Origin of the sequence: Bacillus sp. WP8 (assembly GCF_000800825.1) — a bacterium.
GTDB lineage: Bacteria > Bacillota > Bacilli > Bacillales > Bacillaceae > Bacillus > Bacillus safensis.
The window spans coordinates 1,171,144-1,189,696 of sequence record NZ_CP010075.1 but is presented as its reverse complement, the minus strand read 5'-3'; the positions used below and the strand labels follow the sequence as shown (position 1 = coordinate 1,189,696).

16 protein-coding genes, 1 tRNA gene, 4 pseudogenes and 1 riboswitch are annotated in these 18,553 nt (G+C 38.2%); of the genes and pseudogenes, 11 read left to right on the top strand and 10 right to left on the bottom strand.

The window, feature by feature from the left end; translation table 11 throughout:
• Positions 1-134 precede the first annotated feature (134 nt).
• Positions 135-554, top strand: coding sequence for a hypothetical protein (locus tag QR42_RS05830; RefSeq protein ID WP_039177880.1), 420 nt, complete (start codon positions 135-137; stop codon positions 552-554).
• A 467-nt stretch (positions 555-1,021) separates the two neighbouring features.
• Here QR42_RS05830 and QR42_RS05825 read toward each other — a convergent pair whose 3' ends face one another.
• Positions 1,022-1,936, bottom strand: coding sequence for a LysR family transcriptional regulator (locus tag QR42_RS05825; RefSeq protein ID WP_039177878.1), 915 nt, complete (start codon positions 1,934-1,936; stop codon positions 1,022-1,024).
• A 298-nt stretch (positions 1,937-2,234) separates the two neighbouring features.
• Between QR42_RS05825 and QR42_RS05820 the strand changes: the two are divergent.
• Positions 2,235-3,031, top strand: a pseudogene (locus QR42_RS05820) (dihydrodipicolinate synthase family protein).
• Between the two features lie 87 nt (positions 3,032-3,118).
• Positions 3,119-4,342 (top strand): CynX/NimT family MFS transporter, encoded by a 1,224-nt coding sequence (locus tag QR42_RS05815; RefSeq protein ID WP_039177877.1) that lies wholly within the window; start codon positions 3,119-3,121, stop codon positions 4,340-4,342.
• A 206-nt stretch (positions 4,343-4,548) separates the two neighbouring features.
• Here the strand turns inward: QR42_RS05815 and QR42_RS05810 are convergent.
• The 3 genes and pseudogenes from QR42_RS05810 to QR42_RS05800 form a co-directional block, all read right to left on the bottom strand.
• Positions 4,549-5,064 (bottom strand): annotated as a pseudogene (locus QR42_RS05810) (DMT family transporter); the annotation flags it as partial.
• A gap of 191 nt (positions 5,065-5,255) precedes the next feature.
• The gene (locus QR42_RS05805) at positions 5,256-5,702 is read right to left on the bottom strand and encodes a universal stress protein (RefSeq protein WP_039177876.1); all 447 of its coding nucleotides are present in this window, start codon (positions 5,700-5,702) and stop codon (positions 5,256-5,258) included.
• A gap of 114 nt (positions 5,703-5,816) precedes the next feature.
• Positions 5,817-6,034 (bottom strand): annotated as a pseudogene (locus QR42_RS05800) (family 1 glycosylhydrolase); the annotation flags it as partial.
• A 632-nt stretch (positions 6,035-6,666) separates the two neighbouring features.
• Between QR42_RS05800 and QR42_RS05795 the strand changes: the two are divergent.
• Together QR42_RS05795 and QR42_RS05790 are read left to right on the top strand one after the other, a co-directional pair.
• A complete protein-coding gene (locus QR42_RS05795) occupies positions 6,667-7,113 on the top strand; it encodes a MarR family winged helix-turn-helix transcriptional regulator (protein ID WP_039177872.1) in 447 nt (148 codons plus the stop codon).
• A gap of 28 nt (positions 7,114-7,141) precedes the next feature.
• Positions 7,142-8,083 carry an acetyl-CoA carboxylase carboxyltransferase subunit alpha gene (locus tag QR42_RS05790; protein WP_039177871.1) on the top strand — a complete coding sequence of 314 codons (942 nt, stop codon included), beginning with the start codon at positions 7,142-7,144 and terminating at the stop codon, positions 8,081-8,083.
• 272 nt (positions 8,084-8,355) lie between these two features.
• Here the strand turns inward: QR42_RS05790 and QR42_RS19575 are convergent.
• A pseudogene (locus QR42_RS19575) lies at positions 8,356-8,445 on the bottom strand (hypothetical protein); the annotation flags it as partial.
• A gap of 182 nt (positions 8,446-8,627) precedes the next feature.
• The gene (locus tag QR42_RS05785; protein ID WP_039177869.1) at positions 8,628-9,047 is read right to left on the bottom strand and encodes a MarR family winged helix-turn-helix transcriptional regulator; all 420 of its coding nucleotides are present in this window, start codon (positions 9,045-9,047) and stop codon (positions 8,628-8,630) included.
• Between the two features lie 112 nt (positions 9,048-9,159).
• Between QR42_RS05785 and QR42_RS05780 the strand changes: the two genes are divergently transcribed.
• Positions 9,160-10,146, top strand: coding sequence for a YhdH/YhfP family quinone oxidoreductase (locus QR42_RS05780; RefSeq protein WP_039177867.1), 987 nt, complete (start codon positions 9,160-9,162; stop codon positions 10,144-10,146).
• Between the two features lie 441 nt (positions 10,147-10,587).
• Positions 10,588-10,983 carry a hypothetical protein gene (locus QR42_RS05775; protein WP_039177866.1) on the top strand — a complete coding sequence of 132 codons (396 nt, stop codon included), beginning with the start codon at positions 10,588-10,590 and terminating at the stop codon, positions 10,981-10,983.
• 113 nt (positions 10,984-11,096) lie between these two features.
• On the opposite strand, the gene QR42_RS05770 is transcribed toward QR42_RS05775, so the two are convergent.
• From QR42_RS05770 to QR42_RS05760, 3 genes are all read right to left on the bottom strand, one after another.
• Positions 11,097-11,169 (bottom strand) — tRNA-Val (locus QR42_RS05770).
• Between the two features lie 132 nt (positions 11,170-11,301).
• Complete coding sequence (gene metC, locus QR42_RS05765; protein ID WP_039177864.1) at positions 11,302-12,480, bottom strand: cystathionine beta-lyase; 1,179 nt, start codon at positions 12,478-12,480, stop codon at positions 11,302-11,304.
• A complete protein-coding gene (locus tag QR42_RS05760; protein WP_039177862.1) occupies positions 12,477-13,595 on the bottom strand; it encodes a methionine biosynthesis PLP-dependent protein in 1,119 nt (372 codons plus the stop codon). Before QR42_RS05760 ends, metC begins: the two co-directional genes overlap by 4 nt.
• Positions 13,596-13,673: 78 nt before the next feature.
• A riboswitch (SAM riboswitch) is annotated at positions 13,674-13,795 on the bottom strand.
• Between the two features lie 221 nt (positions 13,796-14,016).
• On the opposite strand from QR42_RS05760, the gene QR42_RS05755 reads away from it, so the two are divergent.
• From QR42_RS05755 to QR42_RS05745, 3 genes are read left to right on the top strand one after another with little or no spacing between them, the layout of a single operon-like run.
• On the top strand, positions 14,017-14,757 hold the full coding sequence (locus QR42_RS05755; RefSeq protein WP_039177861.1) for an alpha/beta hydrolase: 741 nt from the start codon (positions 14,017-14,019) through the stop codon (positions 14,755-14,757).
• A 52-nt stretch (positions 14,758-14,809) separates the two neighbouring features.
• A complete protein-coding gene (locus tag QR42_RS05750) occupies positions 14,810-15,325 on the top strand; it encodes a YjcG family protein (RefSeq protein ID WP_039177859.1) in 516 nt (171 codons plus the stop codon).
• Positions 15,326-15,331: 6 nt separating this feature from the next.
• Positions 15,332-15,766 (top strand): GNAT family N-acetyltransferase, encoded by a 435-nt coding sequence (locus QR42_RS05745; protein ID WP_039177857.1) that lies wholly within the window; start codon positions 15,332-15,334, stop codon positions 15,764-15,766.
• An 82-nt stretch (positions 15,767-15,848) separates the two neighbouring features.
• Here QR42_RS05745 and QR42_RS05740 read toward each other — a convergent pair whose 3' ends face one another.
• Positions 15,849-16,106 carry a hypothetical protein gene (locus QR42_RS05740; protein ID WP_003210759.1) on the bottom strand — a complete coding sequence of 86 codons (258 nt, stop codon included), beginning with the start codon at positions 16,104-16,106 and terminating at the stop codon, positions 15,849-15,851.
• A 126-nt stretch (positions 16,107-16,232) separates the two neighbouring features.
• Between QR42_RS05740 and QR42_RS05735 the strand changes: the two genes are divergently transcribed.
• Complete coding sequence (locus QR42_RS05735; protein WP_039177855.1) at positions 16,233-18,545, top strand: UvrD-helicase domain-containing protein; 2,313 nt, start codon at positions 16,233-16,235, stop codon at positions 18,543-18,545.
• The last annotated feature ends 8 nt before the right edge of the window (positions 18,546-18,553 follow it).

Genomic DNA, 18,553 nt, shown 5'->3' with positions numbered 1-18,553 from the left:
TATATATTCACCTGGATGTTATCATTTTACCCTTCCTTTATTTTTTCATATTTGTCTACTTTTGTCGAAAGGATAGTAAACAGGAATTACTTAGTGTAAGATCCTTATGCATCTATCAATCAGGAGGATCTACTATGAAGAAAAATTTTGTATTATTTTTTACTTGTTTACTATTGTTAACAGCTTGTAGCAGTGCAGCATCTACTAAAAAACAGCTCACCACAGACAACATCATTGAAGCTTTCAAAAGTGCTGGGCTTGAAGCAGAAAAACCAACTGACCTTAAACAAAAAGAGTTTGGAAATATAAGAGAAGAAGGAAAAAGGATTCTCATTCCTTCTTTAGGTGAAAATGCTGGTGGAAGGATTTTTAAATTTGGAAATGAAACTGACCTTAACCAGGCCAAATCTTATTATGATGAGTTGGGAAATGCTGGATCTATGTTCTTCTCTCACACATATTCAAAAGGAAACTTCCTGCTTCAAATGAACGGAGAAATGAAGGATTCTGAGTTTGAAAAATATAAGAAAGTGATGGATGAGGAAATAAAATAATTTCTTATTTCTTTTCTACAAAGAAGTAAACAATGACATACTGGCTACTGACAGTTTGCATTATATGAGTGTTTCTCTAATCTTCAAGAGAAAAATTGCACCTTTACAGTATGGATTTTCAGCTATTTTCATGCTCTTAAGTATTATCTATTGCTAATAAGGTTTTCTTATTGATATAGGAATAACTAGAAATCGGCACAATCAGTTGCAACAGCAGTGACTTAAATTATGACTAGCACCTTGAGTCATTGAATTAGTGAATGACATACGGGGCAACTTCTGCATAGGAGTTGCTCTTCTAACATTACGGTACATAGACTTGTCAGTATATTTTCAGGTGATGATTTCCTAATCATCAATCTTAGTCATCGTTTTTTCTGGCAAATATCAGCTCGTCCTCATATAAAAATAGACCCTTAAGAGCTGTTTTTTTCTCTAAGAGTCTTTTTTACTTCCAAAAAAATTCATTACTTCTTTCTCGACTCATAAACATAGTTCAAACCAAAAGCAATCTCTTTTAATATATCAATGAAAATATGAATGGCTGCTCCTAGATGTTTGTCCTTCCTATAAACGATTCCTACACTTCTAATAAGATGAGCGTTCTTTATAGGAATAATCTTTAATTGAGGTTCGCTTAGATATTCAAGATAAGGGGTCGGTAAGACCGTTATCCCTATGCCATCTACCACCATATTAATTAATGACTGCATAGTTGTTACTTCAAAAATAGGATTCGGTGCAAAACCGATATCCTTACAATTTTTGTTTATAAATTGTCTGATGAAAAATTGCTCAGGAAACAAAATTGAAGCGGTTTCCTTTAATACTTCTAGCCCCAGCATTTCGCTTTGTGCTAGGGGGTGTTTAACAGGTACTGCAAAAGCCATATCTTCAGTGTATAGAGAGATTGTTTCAAATTCATCCCCTTTCATTGGTAAAAAGACAATCCCTAAGTCCACTTTATTTTCTATTAAGTGTTTTTGAATATCCCCAGTACGCAGACCTAGTACAGAAATTTTAACAGCTGGGTATTGCTGATGAAATTTAAATAATGCTGGTGGAATAAGATAATTCTCTACTGTTAGTAATGTCCCAATAGAGATTGATCCTCTTTGAAGTCCATTCAATTCATTGATCGATATTTTCGCCTGTTCAATTTCGTGAAAAATATTGCGAGTATATTTTAACAGAAGATTTCCAGACTCAGTAAGAGTCGTTTTCTTACCAATACGATCAAACAAAGGTGTTCCTATTTCATACTCTAAAAGTTTGATTTGCTGACTTAAAGATGGTTGAGATATTCCAACCTTTTCTGCAGCTTTTGTAAAATGCAGTTCCTGACACATTGCATAAAAATACTCCAATTGTCTTAATTCCATTCTTTCGATTCCCAATTATATTTTTTATAAGTACAAACCTTATGATTTTTAAATATTGTCATCTAATATACATCATTATACAAATTATACCATAGTTACAAACTATAGTTATTATATAAATAATTGAATTGTTCTATTAAAAAAAGTGTCCTAGACTATTACATGAAGGCCAGACTTAAATGCAAAATTCTTATACAAAGAAATCCTTCAGATCGTGTAAAGGAGGTCAGTAGATATAACAAGAACAAGTAACATTTTTTATAAGTTATAGAAATTTTATTGTAGGAGGTTAAATCAAGTGAAGAATTTAAATGTAGCAATTCCAACCCCGTTTCACGAAGATGAAAGTCTATACTTGGATGGATTTAAACCAATTGTTGAATATTTAGCTGAAAATGGTATTGACTCACTACTCGTATCTGCAACTACAGGTGAACAAAACTCAATGAGTATTGAAGAAAGGATACACATTATTGATTTTTTCAATCAGCAAGATTTTAAAAATGTTGAACTAATGTTTGGTGTATCAGCTACAACGACAAAAAATGCAATAAAATTAATTGAACGTCTCGAGGATTCAGTTTTCGACTCCATTCTAATTCAATTTCCTCCTTATATTCAACCAACTCAAGAACAAGCAATGTCTTACATTAATGAATTATTAGAGCAAACCTCAAAAACATTGTTCTTTATAACAATCCTTCTCGCACAGGGTTTGAATTGAGTGCTGACTCATTTCAGACTCTTATTAATCAAAAACACGCTACATTGGTTGGTATGAAAGAAGAGAGTGATGTTAGACGCCATAAAAATACAACTTTACCAGATGACTTTATCATGTTCGCTGGAGGAGATGTAAATATCACTGAAAAAATATTAAACGGATGTAATGGGCTTTCTAGTATGGTAGGAAATGTTTATCCAAAAGAGATTCAAAAATTTTTTACTGACTTAGTTGCAAAAAAGCCTGTGAACCTTCAAAAAATAAATAAATTAATCGATAAAGTTACACGTGGACACGCAGTTGTAAATATTAAAAATCATTACAATGCTTTGGGAATAAAAGTAGGTAGTTGTCGTTCTCCAATTCGATAGTTATTATTTCTTGCAAGCAGGTTCAAATCATTTAATCCTGCTTGTCCCAATTAACCATAAGAGATTTGGAGGGGGGCCTTAGCTGTCATGAGAATTCCACAAACAGAGCAAGAGCAAAGATCGAGTATGCAGACAAAAAAGAGGATATTAACTGTTGTTGGTGTTATTCTAATTGCAGCAAATCTTAGGGCTCCAATTACAGCAGTTGGTCCATTATTATCTTCCATTCGTGATAATCTTGAGATCTCTAACACATTAGCTGGTACAATTCCTACAGCCGTTTTATTCACATTCGCATTGTTTTCTCCTTTTGCCCCTAAGATCACTCGTCATTTCAGCATAGAATCAACACTGTTTATAGCAATAACATTATTATTAGTTGGAATTGGAATACGCTCTGTTGGTAGAGTGGACACGTTATTTTTAGGTACCATCATAATAGGTTCATCTATCGCGGTTTGTAATGTTTTATTACCTAGCTTCATTAAACATCAATTTGCAAAAAAATTAGGTTTGATGACTGGCGTATATGCAGTTTCTATGAATTTATTTGGAGCTATTGGTTCAGGGATTAGCGTCCCTATTTCTTCATCATTAGGTTTCGAGTGGTCAGGCTCCCTGAGTTGTTGGGGATTCTTAACTCTTCTTACCATGATATTTTGGATACCACAATTAAAGAACAACCCAGAATCTGTGGATTTTTTTCAAAAAGAAAATAAGAAAAATTCTATCAGCCTTTGGCGTTCAAAGATAGCATGGAATGTTACGTTGTTTATGGGGACTCAGTCCTTCATATTTTTCACAGTAATTTCATGGCTTCCTGAAATTCTTGAAACTAAAGGGCTAAATACTAATGAAGGTGGATGGATGCTTTCATTAATGCAACTTTCAATGCTTCCTGCTACATTTATTGTACCTATTTTAGCTGGACATTTTAGCAAGCAACAGATATTAGTATTGATTTCTTTTCTCTTGCTTGTTGTTGGTTTATTGGGAATTTTATTTGGAGTGTCTTTCTTTATACCTCTGTGGATTATAATGATTGGGATTGGCATTGGAATGGCCTTTAGCTTAGCCATGATGTTTTTTAGTTTACGCACCAAAAATATACAAGAAGCAGCAGAATTATCTGGTATGGCACAGTCTTTAGGCTATCTATTAGCAGCTATAGGTCCTATTTTATTCGGTTGGTTACATGACGTTACTTATCATTGGACTGTGCCTCTGTTAATGCTAATCTTCATTTCAGTCATTATTTTAATTACTGGTGTGAATTCTGGTAAGAACGTATATGTTACTTCTGCTAAATAAATGGTAAAATCCAATAAAAACCTTTATGATACTTGCATCAAATCCTTAACAAGTGATTCAATGATTCACCTCGCAATTTGAAATAAGTGTATTATTGATTTAACATGTTATCGTCATTAAAATATGATTACAATATGTTTTCTGGAATGTTTATTTTATTTTAAGAATCAAAAAAAAGGCCGCTTAGGCCTTTTTACATTTTTTTATTAGTGAATTTGCTCAATATCCTTATCCTCAGCAACCATATCTGCCTTTCCCCGACTCCTGACAAGCGTCAAAGTCATACCTGCAAAGATCATTACGATACCCAGTGTTTGATAGAGGTCTGGGCGGAAGCCTGTGAAGACGGTATCCAGCACGATCGCGACAGCCGGGTCTAGGAAGACAATGATTGAAATAAACTTCGTTGATAAAAATCGCAAACTATCAAAAAACAGCAAATACACAATACCTGTATGGATGATACCAGTAGATACCACCATGATCCAGTTTCCTTGAGACAGGTTGGTAAAAGCGCCGAAGTGAATAAACGGAATCAGGATAATAACCCCTAAACCAGTTTGCAGGAAGGTGGTCGTGTAAGGGCTGAGGTTTTGAATGCCTTTTCCCACTAAAGTTGTTAACGCATAAAACAGTGCAGCGAGAACTGCCCAAATGATGCCAGATCCCATCAGCTGTGTCAATGAGGTGCTGCCGTTAATCCCGGACAGGGTGATTTTTCCCTTATTCCTGCTGCATTGATTGTCAAACTGTAGTATTCAGATTATTGAAAATCAACCGCTTGAAACAGGTTTTTCATGCGGTAACACCGGTCGACACTGCCAATGCAGATGGGGCAGGCACATCGAGATATCTTATTAGTTACCTTTTCTAACAGATAAAAATAGCGCCCGAGGGCGCTTTTTTTACAAATCTATCGAACAATCAAAACCGGGCAAGGTGATAATTGCGACACTTTATGGCTGACGCTTCCAAGCATCATTTCTTTCAGGCCGCTGATGCCCCGGCTTCCGACTACGATCAAGCTGATGCCTTTCTCTTTTGCATGATTTAATATCTCATGTGCCGGCTCGCCATTCGCATAAATGATTTCAGCCTGAACACCGTTCTCGGCTGCTTTTTCTTTTGCGTTCTCAAGGATTTTCAGGCCTTCTTTTTTAACCTGGTCCCTAATTTCATCAATAAAATGTTTGGGTACATAGACAATTCCCGTCAGAGAAGAAGTCGCGACGACGGCTTCTCTCCCCACATGAAGGATGCTTAGTTCGGCCTGCTGTTCTTTAGCCAAATGCACTGCGGCATCAAACGCTTTTTCACTCATGTCTGATCCATCAATCGCAACTAACATTTTGTTAAACATGCTCTTCCCGCCTTTCGGAATGTGGCTGGTTCATCTTTCTCTTTTATTGTCCTCCTGCTTCCGATTATTGTCAATTGAAGTGCGTCAGTTTTCAAAAAGTTGTCAGAGACTCTCTCAGTTTGTGGCGATGACTAGCTGATATCAGTTGAAGCTTTTTTCTTGATGCGCTTTAACGTTCCGTTTCCTTCATTGTCCCGATCTACATAAATGAAGCCGTAGCGTTTTTTCATTTCCTCAGTGGATACGCTGACAAGGTCGATTGGTCCCCATGATATGTAGCCGATTAAGTCAACGCCGTCCGCAATGATGCCGTCCTTTTCAACTTTGTCTACAAGATGACCCTTGCTACGCAAGGGTTTTAACGATAATTCCGACTAGGCTCGAACCAGCGACCTCTACCCTGTCAAGGTGAATGACTTCATCCGAAGCAAACAGACTTTCCCTGAACAAGACTGATTTAAATAAGGTTCTATGATGAGCCTTTCTGATAAAAAATGTGCATTTCTAAAGAAAACTGAAAGGGTTCGTCTCCTTTTTAAAATGTTGAGTTTGGATCAATCATCGTCGTGTTTCGATCAGCTGCAATACTGTACATTCCTGCAGCTGAAATCACTGTAAGAGCGATCATCGTAAAATCCTTCTTAAAAATCATACAAACAATCCTCTCTCTAAATTTTGAGTTGTGTTTCTAATATCTTTTAATAAGCAGCTGTAGCTTCTTCAAATCGACCTTTTGAGATACTTTCATTTTCTTAGCTTGATTGCGATGAGCGGTACCCCATAAAGGTCCCTGATACATAATTGATGTTCTGCCATTTGTAGAAAACAATCCACCTAAACCATTTTAACAAGAAAAAATACCTCGTCCATGTTGTCACATTGGCTTATGTTAAGCTTGTGAAAAAACCAAATTGATGTATAATACAATTGATGTATGATGCATGAATTTTAGGAGGTTGACCTTTTGAAAAGAGAAGATGCCTTAAAATTAAGAACAGATATTAAGAAAATGATTATATTAACTGGGGTTTTCGAATCTCAAAATTTGCCGAATGGACCATTTGAAAAACCTCTACCAACTTCTCAAATGATGGCGTTAGAGGAACTAGAGATGGAAAAATTAACTGTTTGGCAACTATCCAATAAACTTAGATTAGAGACTTCAACTGTAAGTAGGTTGGTAGATAAGTTAGTAAAAATGGGGCTTGTTTATCGTGAAGTAAATGAAAAAAATAGAAGAGAGCTTTTTCTGCACCTCACAGAAAAAGGGCACATTACTGTTAATCGCTTAAGAGAACAATCCCTTACATTTTATCAACGTATCCTTAATAATTTATCAGAATCAGAACAAAAAATTGTTGTGGATGGTTTTGAATTATTTATTGATTCTATTTCTAAGTCTTTTGATTAGAGTGAGGTCATAACCTTTGGAGGATAAAATGAGTTTGGATTTTGAACGTCCTATTATTGAACTAAAAGAGAAATTTGATGAATTAAAGAAAATGATGAAAGAAAATAATGTAGATTTATCGTCAGAAATTCATTTATTAGAAAAACGTTTAAATAAAATGCAAGATGAAGTTTATTCTAATCTTACAGCTTTTCAACGAGTTCAAATTGCAAGGCTACGTAACCGGTCCACGACATTGGATTATATACCTTTATTGTTTACAAATTTTTTCGAACTTCATGGTGATCGATTATATGGTGATGATAAAGCAATGATAGGTGGTATTGCAAAATTTAAAGGAATGCCCGTTACGGTTATAGGTCATCAAAGAGGTAGAAGTACAAAGGAAAATATAGAAAGAAATTTTGGAATGGCTCATCCAGAAGGATATAGAAAAGCGCTAAGACTGATGAAACAAGCTGATAAATTTAATCGCCCTATTATTACATTTATTGATACTATAGGCGCCTATCCAGGGAAAGGGTCTGAAGAACGTGGAATTTCTGAAGCGATAGCTCGAAATCTATTGGAAATGGCTACGCTTAAAGTGCCAATTGTTTGTATTGTAATTGGAGAGGCATCAAGTGGTGGAGCTCTTGGCATTAGTGTCGGTAACCATATCCATATGTTAGAGTATTCATGGTACTCGGTAATTTCACCAGAAGGAGCAGCATCTATCCTATGGAAGGACGCTAAGTATGCTCCAGAAGCTGCTGAACATATGAAAATTTCAGCAAAAGATTTAAAGCATTTAGGAATTATTGATGAAATCATCCCTGAAATAAAAGGTGGAGCACAAAATGATATAAAATCACAGGCACAAATGATTGAATCTGTGATCGAATCATCTCTAAAAAAATTGACACCATTATCCTCAGAAGAGCTTATCCAACAGAGATATGAAAGGTATAGACAAATAGAAAATATGTAAAGTCCGTATTACATTTAGGAGGATTCTTACAAGATAGTTCTAAATATTTTGTAAGTAACCTCTTAAACTGAATATGCTGATACTATTAAAAGATGTGTGATCGGTATGAAAAAGGATTTCTTCCATCAATACTTTTTCTGAAGGTCCTCAAATAATTCCTCATAAAAAAACAGACCCTGCATGGTCTGTTTTCATTTTGCCTATATGTTTTGAGATTCTCCATCTCTCAGTCGCGGAGCCATATCTAAAGCAAAATAAGTCAAAATGCCAGCTCATCCGGCGCGTTTGAACGACATTAATAATTCTTCAATTACAACATTTACATCAAGCCAACCATTCTGAATAGCTGCCATCAACATTGAATCTTCTCCACTGAAGAAAGAATTTTGTCCATTCCTTACCTAATTTCCATAAAAAACTTAATATTATATTTATTATCACATCCAAGGATTTACAAAGCACCGAAAAGAAACTGAAAAAAGCTCCTGTAAAGGAGCCTTGTGATAGTTATCGATTTAATATGAAACTTGTTTATAAAAGTACATCATTGAAAATTATTTATAATGGTACTTAATGCTTTCTTTAGTACAACCTTATCATCATTTGACAAGTTTTGAAGCGCTGTCTTGTTCAGCTCAATTGTTGCTGCTTCAACTTGATCTCTAATGACTAAAGATTTTTGAGTAGCCTCTACTAATATATTTCTTCGATTGTTTGGATCTATTGTGCGTTCAATTAAGTCAGCTTTTTGCATTTTATCTAATATTCCAGAAACGGTTGAGGCTTCTAAATATACAAGTTCTCCAATTTGTTTAGGAGATAACTGACCCTCTCTCCATAGACAGTTCAACACACCATATTGAGCGGGTGTCAAATCACTTTCCTCTAAAAGTTTACTAAAGTACTTGAACACTTTATTTTGACTAACACTTAGTAAAAAATTTATGCACTCTGATAATTCCATTTTATCTCCCCCACATTGACTTCACCTATAATATCATGGTAGTTTTTTAATTGAAATACTTTTGGAACAGAAATATTTTGTTGTAATATATTTTTGGAGAGGAAGATACACAATGGATTCATTTAAAGCGATTCTAGTTACAGAAAAAAATGATCAAGTTAGTTATGATCTTCAAAATGTAAGTGTTAATGATTTATCCGAAGGAGAAGTATTAATTAAAGTAGCATATTCTTCAATCAATTATAAAGATATGCTGGCTGTTCAAAAAAATGGAGGTGTTATTCGTAACTATCCAATGATTCCTGGAATTGATCTAAGTGGGACTATCGTTCATACAACAGATCATCGTTTCGTAGAGGGTCAACAAGTGATTGTCACAGGTTTCGCTATGGGCATGAGCCACACTGGAGGTTTTTCTGAATATGCTAGAGTACCTGCGGATTGGATTGTTCCTTTGCCAAATAACTTGACTTTAAAAGAAGCAATGATTTTTGGAACAGCAGGCTTTACCGCAGCTCTTTCTATCATGGCTTTACAGGAAAATGGTATGAGTACGAAAAATCAACCTAATATACTCGTTACAGGGTCAACTGGTGGAGTTGGTAGCATTGCTATACAATTATTATCTAAAATTGGGTACAACAATATTTTTGCTTTAGTGCGTAAAGATAATCAAGTTGATATAGCAAAATCTTTAGGAGCAGCTGATGTCATTTTTGCAAACGAATTAGGAGAGCTAAAAAAACCATTAAACAAGCAAAAATTTGACTTCGTCTTAGATACCGTAGGAGGAGATGTGGCTTCTGTGATCATTCCTCAAATTTCTTATGGTGGAAGCATGAGCATGTGCGGGAATGCAGGCGGAATTAAATTAACAACAACTGTGTTACCTTTTATTCTAAGAGGGATCAACCTTCTAGGGATTGATTCTGTAAATGTACCAATCAATAAACGCAAAGTAATTTGGAACGAGATAGCAAACGAATGGAATATCTCCCAAACGACTCTAGTCAATGAGATTACGCTCGATACGTTACCTGAAAAAATTGAAGCCATTAAAAATGGCCAACATTTAGGAAGAACCATTATTAAATATTAAGATAAACGAACTTTATTTATTTAAATTACACCAGACAAATATTGAATGTATTGATGCAGATACCCCATCCCAAACAGGTGGGGTACATCTATTCAAAAAAGAGCGGGACATGCTAGTGCTAAAACAACCTCAGGTATTTATAGTCATGTCACAAACAAATTAGAATTTAACACTGCAGAACACTAGGCAAGGGTTTCAACGATGATTCCGACTGGCTCGAACCAGCGACCTCTATCCTGAAAATGTGGATTACTCTACCTTTTTAAGGGAGGATTTAATTGTTTTTCTAAATTAATCTCTCCCATCTTAGGTAATGAACTATAAATTCTTTATGATATAATTCAATATCAGTTTAAAAATGCCTTTTTTGAACTTTAACAGACGATCCAAATTACATCACAAAAAGCTTTTATAAAACGTATTTTTAGGAGGTTAACATTAGTGGACAGTTCCCTCAATGAAATAAAGCTTATCATTCCAACAGGATGTGACAATGCTCCTAGGAAGCAAATAGTCATTGATTTTACAGTAGCTATATTAACGCGGCAGACTGAAGTTATTAAGGAATATGCGGATGAATCTATTATCTGGTATCAGTTAAAGGATAATACAAAGCTTGAAGGACGAAATGCCTTAATCTCCACTTTGTACAAAGAGGACAGAGAAATCGTTAGCGAACTTGAAATTTGCCAAGTAATCACACACGGGAAATTTGCTTCAATAAATGGTGTGATGTTACTAGCGAATGGTTTAAAAATTGATTTCTGTGATGTATATATTTTTAGTAGTGCTGCAAAGTCTGGAAAGATAAAGGAAATAAAATCATATAGGATTTAAAAGTTACTGATCCATTTATTAGGTGACTCAAAAGGCGTTGCGATACAAATTTCATACGTTTTCATGAAGAAAGATAAAAACAAAAAACCCTTGCTACGCAAGGGTTTCAACGATGATTCCGACTGGGCTCGAACCAGCGACCTCTACCCTGTCAAGGTAGCGCTCTCCCAGCTGAGCTACGGAATCGGGTTATGTATCAGTTCTGGGCTTTCTGTTACTGACAGTCTCTATTATATAACCATAATAATAAAGCGTCAATGGTTTTGTTTAAAAAAGGTCAAAAAGCCGGCGGCCGTGCCGGCTTTTTTCTCTCCTTCTTTATGATTGGTTCACAAGGACGGGCTTTAGTTGATCGAGTGCTTGTTTGAAGTCACGTTTGAGGTCTTCTCCGTTTTCGACACCTACACTTAAACGAAGCAGCCCATCTGTAATCCCTCTTTTTTCTCTTTCTTCTTTTGGCATAGCCGCATGTGACATTTTGGCTGGATACGACAGAATGGATTCGACGGCGCCGAGGCTGACGGCGAATACAGGTAATGTGACGGCATCCACTAATTCTTTGACTGCCGCTTGGTTTTCTAGTTCAAATGAGAGAACAGCCCCTGCTCCGCTCGCTTGCTTTCGCTGAATATCTGCACCCGGGTGATCATCTAAGCCTGGATAGTATACTTTTTTGACCGCAGGATGTTCTTTAAGAAATGAAGCTAGCTCGAAGGCCGTTTGACTAGCTTTCTCTAATCTGACCTGAAGGGTTTTTAATCCTCTTAACACGAGCCAGCAATCCTGCACGCCAAGGACCGCACCGAAGGAGTTTTGCAGTGAATAGAGTTCCTCTCCCAGCTTCTCATCTTTTACCACGGCTAAGCCTGACAGCACATCACTATGGCCGCTTAAAAATTTCGTTGCGCTGTGCAGAACAACATCCACACCAAGGTCCAGCGGGCGCTGAAGAGCAGGCGTTAAAAACGTATTATCTAAGAATGTCAAACAGTCATGCTCTTTCGCAATCTGTACGACACCTTCAATATCTGTAATGCCTAGTGTTGGATTTGACGGTGTTTCCATGTAAATGACCTTTGTATTCGATTGAATGCCTCTTTTGACTTCATTCAAATCCGTCATATCCACGAAGGTATGCTCAATTCCAAATCTCGACAGAACTTGGGTGATCATTCGGAAAGTCCCGCCGTACACATCTCTTGTGACAAGGACGTGATCTCCCTTTGATAATAGAAGAAAAGCGGTTGAAATAGCAGCCATGCCTGATGCAAAGGCAAGCCCTCTCGTTCCTCCTTCCAGCGCCGCAATCGTATCCTCTAATGCTTGACGTGTAGGAGTTCCCGATCTCGAGTAGTCATATTGGCCAAATTCATCGAAGCTGCTTTGATGAAAGGTGGATGCATGCTGAATCGGTACACTGACTGCACCTGTTGAACGGTCTGTTTTAAACGCATTATGAACGAGTTGTGTTTCGAGTGTCCAATCATGTGTGGTCATTTGGCGTGTACCTCCTCTTTTACTTGTGATAGTGCCTGTTTCAGGTCTGCTTTCAGGTCATCTACATGCTCGATGCCAACAGAGAAACGGAGCAGCTTGTTACATACACCGTTTGCAATGCGAATTTCTTCTGGGATATCCATGTGCGTTTGCGTTGCAGGATACGTAATGAAGCTTTCGACTCCGCCAAGGCTTTCAGCAAAACAAATCGTTTTTAGCTGCTTTAAAAATGGATTGACCCAGTCCTCTTTAGCTACTCGAAATGACAGCATGCCTCCCTTTCCTGGATAAAGCACATCTTGAATTTCTGGCTGTTTCTTTAAAAACTCAGCCAGCTCCTTCGCATTTGCCTCGTGCTGGCGCATTCTAAGAGCCAGTGTTTTCATTCCTCTCATTAAAAGCCATGAGTCAAATGGTGATAGAACCGCTCCAATCGCGTTTTGATGCTGGAACATGTCTTCAGACAGCTGCTCTCCTTTTGTCACGACAAGCCCTGCAAGAACATCATTATGTCCGCCTAAATATTTGGTTGCGCTATGAATGACAATGTCCGCTCCAAGCGTAATCGGCTTTTGCAAGACTGGTGTGTAAAAAGTATTATCGACAATCACCAAAGCGCCATGTTCTTTTGCAATCTTCGCTATTTTTTGAATATCTGCTTCCTGCATCAGTGGATTTGTCGGTGTTTCAATAAAGACCGCTTTTGTGTTTGGCGTGATTTTAGAGCGTAAACAGTCTTCATCTGCAAAATCATCATAAAGAAAACGTAAGCCGTACTTTTTCCATTCGTTTTCAAACAAACGGTATGTACCGCCATATAGGTCTGATGAGACGATGAGTTCATCTCCGCTTTCAAATAGAGCCATGATCGTTTGAATCGCAGCCATTCCCGAACTGAAGGCAAAACCGGCCGTCCCTTCTTCGAGTGAAGCAATTGCATCCTCTACGAGCTGTCTTGTTGGGTTTTTCGTTCGAATATAATCAAATCCTGTAGATTCCCCTATACCTCTATGTCTGTATGCTGTCGAAAGGTAAACGGGAGGACTGACAGTGCCAGTCACCTCTTCGCTACGGTTTCCAATCTGCGCTAATTTCGTTTCCACATGTTCTGTCATTTGACACCATCCTAAGTAAAAATCTGATTTCAAAACAGAAAACCCCTTCTTCATAAGAAGAAGGGGTTTAATCGCTTCCTCTTATCTTCCAAGCAAAAAAGCTGCTTGCTGGATTTAGCACCTTGGTACATCACATGTAGTGATGCATACCGGTTGCTGAGGTTTCAAAGGGCCAGTCCCTCCACCTCTCACGATAAGAATGTGTTGTCTGTCTGTTCTAATTCTTAATACTGTAACCCATTAAATCTCATTTTTCAAGGGGAAATGTCATGATTAATTAAAATTTTCTGTATTTTATAACAGAATCGATGTTATACGGTTTGATTGCATGTTAGCATATAGGAACAACGCTGTTTTTCGTGTTACAATGAATGGAAACGTTTCACTTTATGATGAATTTGGTTAGCTGGAGGAATGGATTATGGTGAAGAAAACAGGAATCATTCAAGAAGAAACCTTACAGTCAAAAGAACTTGGGGCGGACATGACTATTTTGATCTATTTGCCAGTCAATTACTCCCCCCTTTATACATATCATGTCATCATTGCCCAGGATGGTCATGATTATTTCCGCCTAGGCAAAATAGGCAGACAGGCAGAAGAATTGATGCAGAACAAAGAAATGGAACGCTCGATTATCATTGGTGTCCCTTATGAAAATGTTACGGAAAGACGGAACACGTATCATCCAGACGGCACAAAGTTTGAAGCGTATAAACGCTTTTTAGCCAATGAACTGGTTCCTTATATTGATGAACACTATCCAACCTATCAAATTGGATCAGGACGTACGTTTATTGGTGATTCACTTGGTGCGACGATTTCCCTCATGACAGCCATTGATTATCCTTCTTTATTTGGCGGGCTGATTTTGCAGTCCCCTTACGTTGACGAGTCGGTTCTAGAAGCCGTCAAACAGTCGACAGCCCTTTCTCATTATGCGATTATCCATCAAATTGGGCTGGAGGAAACCGCTGTGAAAACAACAGATGGCCAGGTGCTTGATTTTGTTCAGCCGAATGATGATTTAAAGGCCCTTCTTGAACAATCTGGAGCGGATTATTTATTTGAGACATTCGAAGGGGATCATAAATGGACGTTTTGGCAGCCGCTCATTGCGCCTTCGTTAAAAAGAATGCTCCCATATTCGTTAATCAACTGAATTTTGTTATAATAAACAATAATAAATACTTTCTTATTCAGGAGGGAACATGATGAAATACGGAGTTGTTATATTTCCATCAAAAAAATTGCAAGATATTGCGAACTCTTACCGGAAGCGTTATGATCCGAACTATGCACTCATACCGCCTCATTTAACATTAAGAACACCTTTTGAATTAACGGATCTAGAAGCGGCTGAGGTCGTCTCAACGTTAAGAGATTATGCAAAAAATGCTTCTCCTATTACGTTACGTATTAAAAAATTCAGTTCATTCGCTCCTGTAAACAACGTCATTTATATGAAAGTAGAACCGAACGAGGACATCATGGCGCTCAATGAAAGATTGTACGCAGAGCCACTGGCTGGTACACCTGAATATGCCTTTGTTCCGCATGTCACAGTGGCTCAAAAACTATCAGATGATGAGCATTCAGACGTACTTGGCACATTAAAGCTGAGAAAGATTGACCATGAAGAAACAGTGGATCGCTTCCACCTTTTATATCAATTAGAAAACGGATCTTGGACCGTCTATGAAACATTTATTTTAGGAGAAGAGGGTTAAAGACATTTGAAAACAGTCATCGCAACAGAACAAACACAACGAGAAGATGCATATTACGTTCGAAAAGAAGTATTCGTCAAAGAACAAGAAGTTCCAGTAGAGATCGAAATAGATGAACTAGAGGACAAAGCCACCCATTTTGTCATTTACAATGATGACAAAAAGCCTCAGGCGGCCGCTAGACTGCGGATCATTGAGGGATCAAAGGCAAAGCTAGAAAGAATTTGTGTGTTAAAAGAGGCGCGCTCCTTCGGCCTTGGCCTCAAGCTATTAGAGGCGCTAGAAACAGAAGCAATTGCTAATGGAGCAAAAGAAGCGGTGATGCATGCCCAAGTCCATGCGCTTCCTTTCTACGAAAAGAAAGGCTACAAAGCGGTTTCTGAACCGTTTGAAGAAGCTGGAATCACCCATGTCAAAATGACAAAAACACTGTCTGTTTGACCAAAAGAAAAGCCAGAGCATTCAAAATGCCCTGGCTTTTTCTTTTTCATTATCGTTCGCCAATGGAAGAAAGCGCAATCATTTATATATACGTATTGATATGAACGCCTTTTCCTTCCTCCATAAACATATCTCGTACAAAGCGTTCCCGCTTTTTTTGCTGTACTTTCGTTTCCGCTTCTGTCACTAAGTCCTCTTTTTTCTCCAGCTCTCTGTAAATCTTGTCATGAAAGGTGCGAGTAACCTTTGTTACTTTCGCGTAGTCTTCTTTATCCTGAGGAGCTGGACGATTGATATATTGAAAATACAGATCCGGCTGAATCGGGGCTATATATCCCATCAAGAACGCCTCCTTTGCTTCTCTCTTACTCTACTATTCCCTAATTATGACTGTTTGAAACACGCCTCATTTGATATGATTAGATGTGTTTCATTTTAAGATTGATTGACTATTGGAGGACTAGCTTTGAAATGCGCACGACGACATGATCGAACGATCTCATTACATACGTATTCGAGAGAACATTATCAATTCCTCCATGACGAGGGAAAAAAAGGACAATTATTCTGCCCATATTGCGGACAACCGGTCTTTTTTAGATTAAATATACATGATGAACCTGCCTTTATTCATAAGCACATGTCTCAGCAAGAGATTTGTGAACAAGCTGAAGAACAAGCAGATCATAATCAAACGGCTGAACAGGAGGAAAAGGCTTCCTATAAAGAACTTGGCGGCTTCCGTTTTCCAACCGGCAAACAGATCATCTCGCAAACTAGCGAATCATATGACTGGCAGGAACCAAAGTCGATTCAATTTAGCGACGCCTTACATTTAGAAGAAAATGAACAAGTTCATACGATCGACCTCTTCCCGCATATCACCTTTAGCACACCGCAGCTTCAAGCTGTCACACATTTAGATGGTCCGATGCTTGTGCTGGCTGGTGCCGGCAGCGGGAAAACAAGAGTCCTGACGGCTAGAGCGGCTTATCTCATGTCCCATCATCATATTCCTGCTCACCATATTTTACTCGTAACTTTTACTACAAAAGCGAGCAGTGAGATGAAAGAAAGACTGCGCAAGCAATACCAGCTTCATCCTTCACAAGCCAGCCAAGTGGTGACAGGCACCTTCCACAGTCTTTTTTATAAAATGCTGCTTCACGATGACGCAAATAAATGGAACGGCCAGCATCTGATCAAGTTTGACTGGCAAAAGGAGCAATACATTCGAAAAGCCATAATGAATGAAGGATTTGATGAGAAAGACTACCCTACTGATCAAGTGCTGCAATCCATCGGCTATTGGAAAAATGCCTTTTTACCAGGTGAACTTCCTGATTTGAAGGATGAAAAGGAAAAACACATGTGGACGATCTATCAATCATATGAACAGCAAAAACGAGATCATCAGCAATTTGACTTTGATGATATGGCGATTGCCTGCTTACATATGCTGACAGAACAGCCTAAACTGTTAAAACGGTATCAAGAACGATTCCAGTATATTTTAGTGGATGAATTTCAGGATATTAATCCAGTGCAATATCGCTTGATTCAACTTTTAGCCGGAGAATCAGAGCAGTTATTTTGTGTAGGGGACGATGATCAAGCCATTTACGCATTTAGGGGTAGCAATCCTGCTTTCATCCTTGAATTCAAACAGGATTATCCTTCGGCTCAGATCGTCCATTTACATGCGAATTACCGCTCTCATCATACAATTGTCGCAAGTGCAGATGCGATTATTAAGAAAAATCAGCATCGTTATGAGAAGACGTTAAAAGCCGTTCGGGCGGAGAAAATTTCGCCGACGCTCTTTTATCCATATGATGAAGAAGAGGAAGCGACGATGATTGTCGCAGATATTCAGGAGAAAATTAAAAACGGCGCAAAGCCGAATGACTTCTGCGTGCTGTTTCGTACGAATACAGGCGGCCGTGCGATTTATGAACGACTGCATCAGTCGGCCATTCCGTATGAAACGGATGCTGGCGTTAAAGCCTTCTACAGCAGACGAATTGTTCGGGTACTCCTCGCCTTTCTTTCCTTAAGTCAGGATGCAGATGATGTGGCCGCCATGAAACAGCTGCTGCCGGTTTTCTTTTTAAAGCAGCAAACGCTGAATACACTAAAGGCACTGACTATCACAGAGGATTGTTCAATGGTAGATGCGCTCGGAAAGCTGACAGATATACAGCCGTTTCAACGGAAAAAGCTGCAATCAATCGTTCCTTTGTTCCGAACGTTACGAACATTAAAGCCATCGGACGCGGTGACATTTATTGAACAAAAGATGGGACTCGGTGATTACTTAAAAAAACGGGTGAACGATACGAATGTACTTGAAAAAGGGACAGATGATGTACGTGATGTGAAAACAGCTGCCAGACGCTTTGAAACGATTGAAGCCTTTCTCGCACATGCCGAACATATGAAATCTGCCGAAAAGGAAAAAACAGATGAACCCGGTGTTCAGCTCATGACGATCCACCGTGCAAAGGGACTTGAATTCCAGACAGTATACATCACTTGTGTGGTCGATGGGGCATTGCCTCATGATTTCTCACTGGATGAACTCAGAAACGGTGATGAAGAAGCGCTGGAAGAAGAGCGCCGTTTATTATACGTGGCCATGACAAGAGCTGAACAATCTCTTTATCTGTCTGTTCCTTCATTTAGACGAGGCAAAACGGCTCATCGTTCTCGCTTTTTGTATCCTCTTCTAAAGAAAAACCGTGAATTATTTACAAAAAAACAACAGGCCCCCCTTTAAACGGAGAG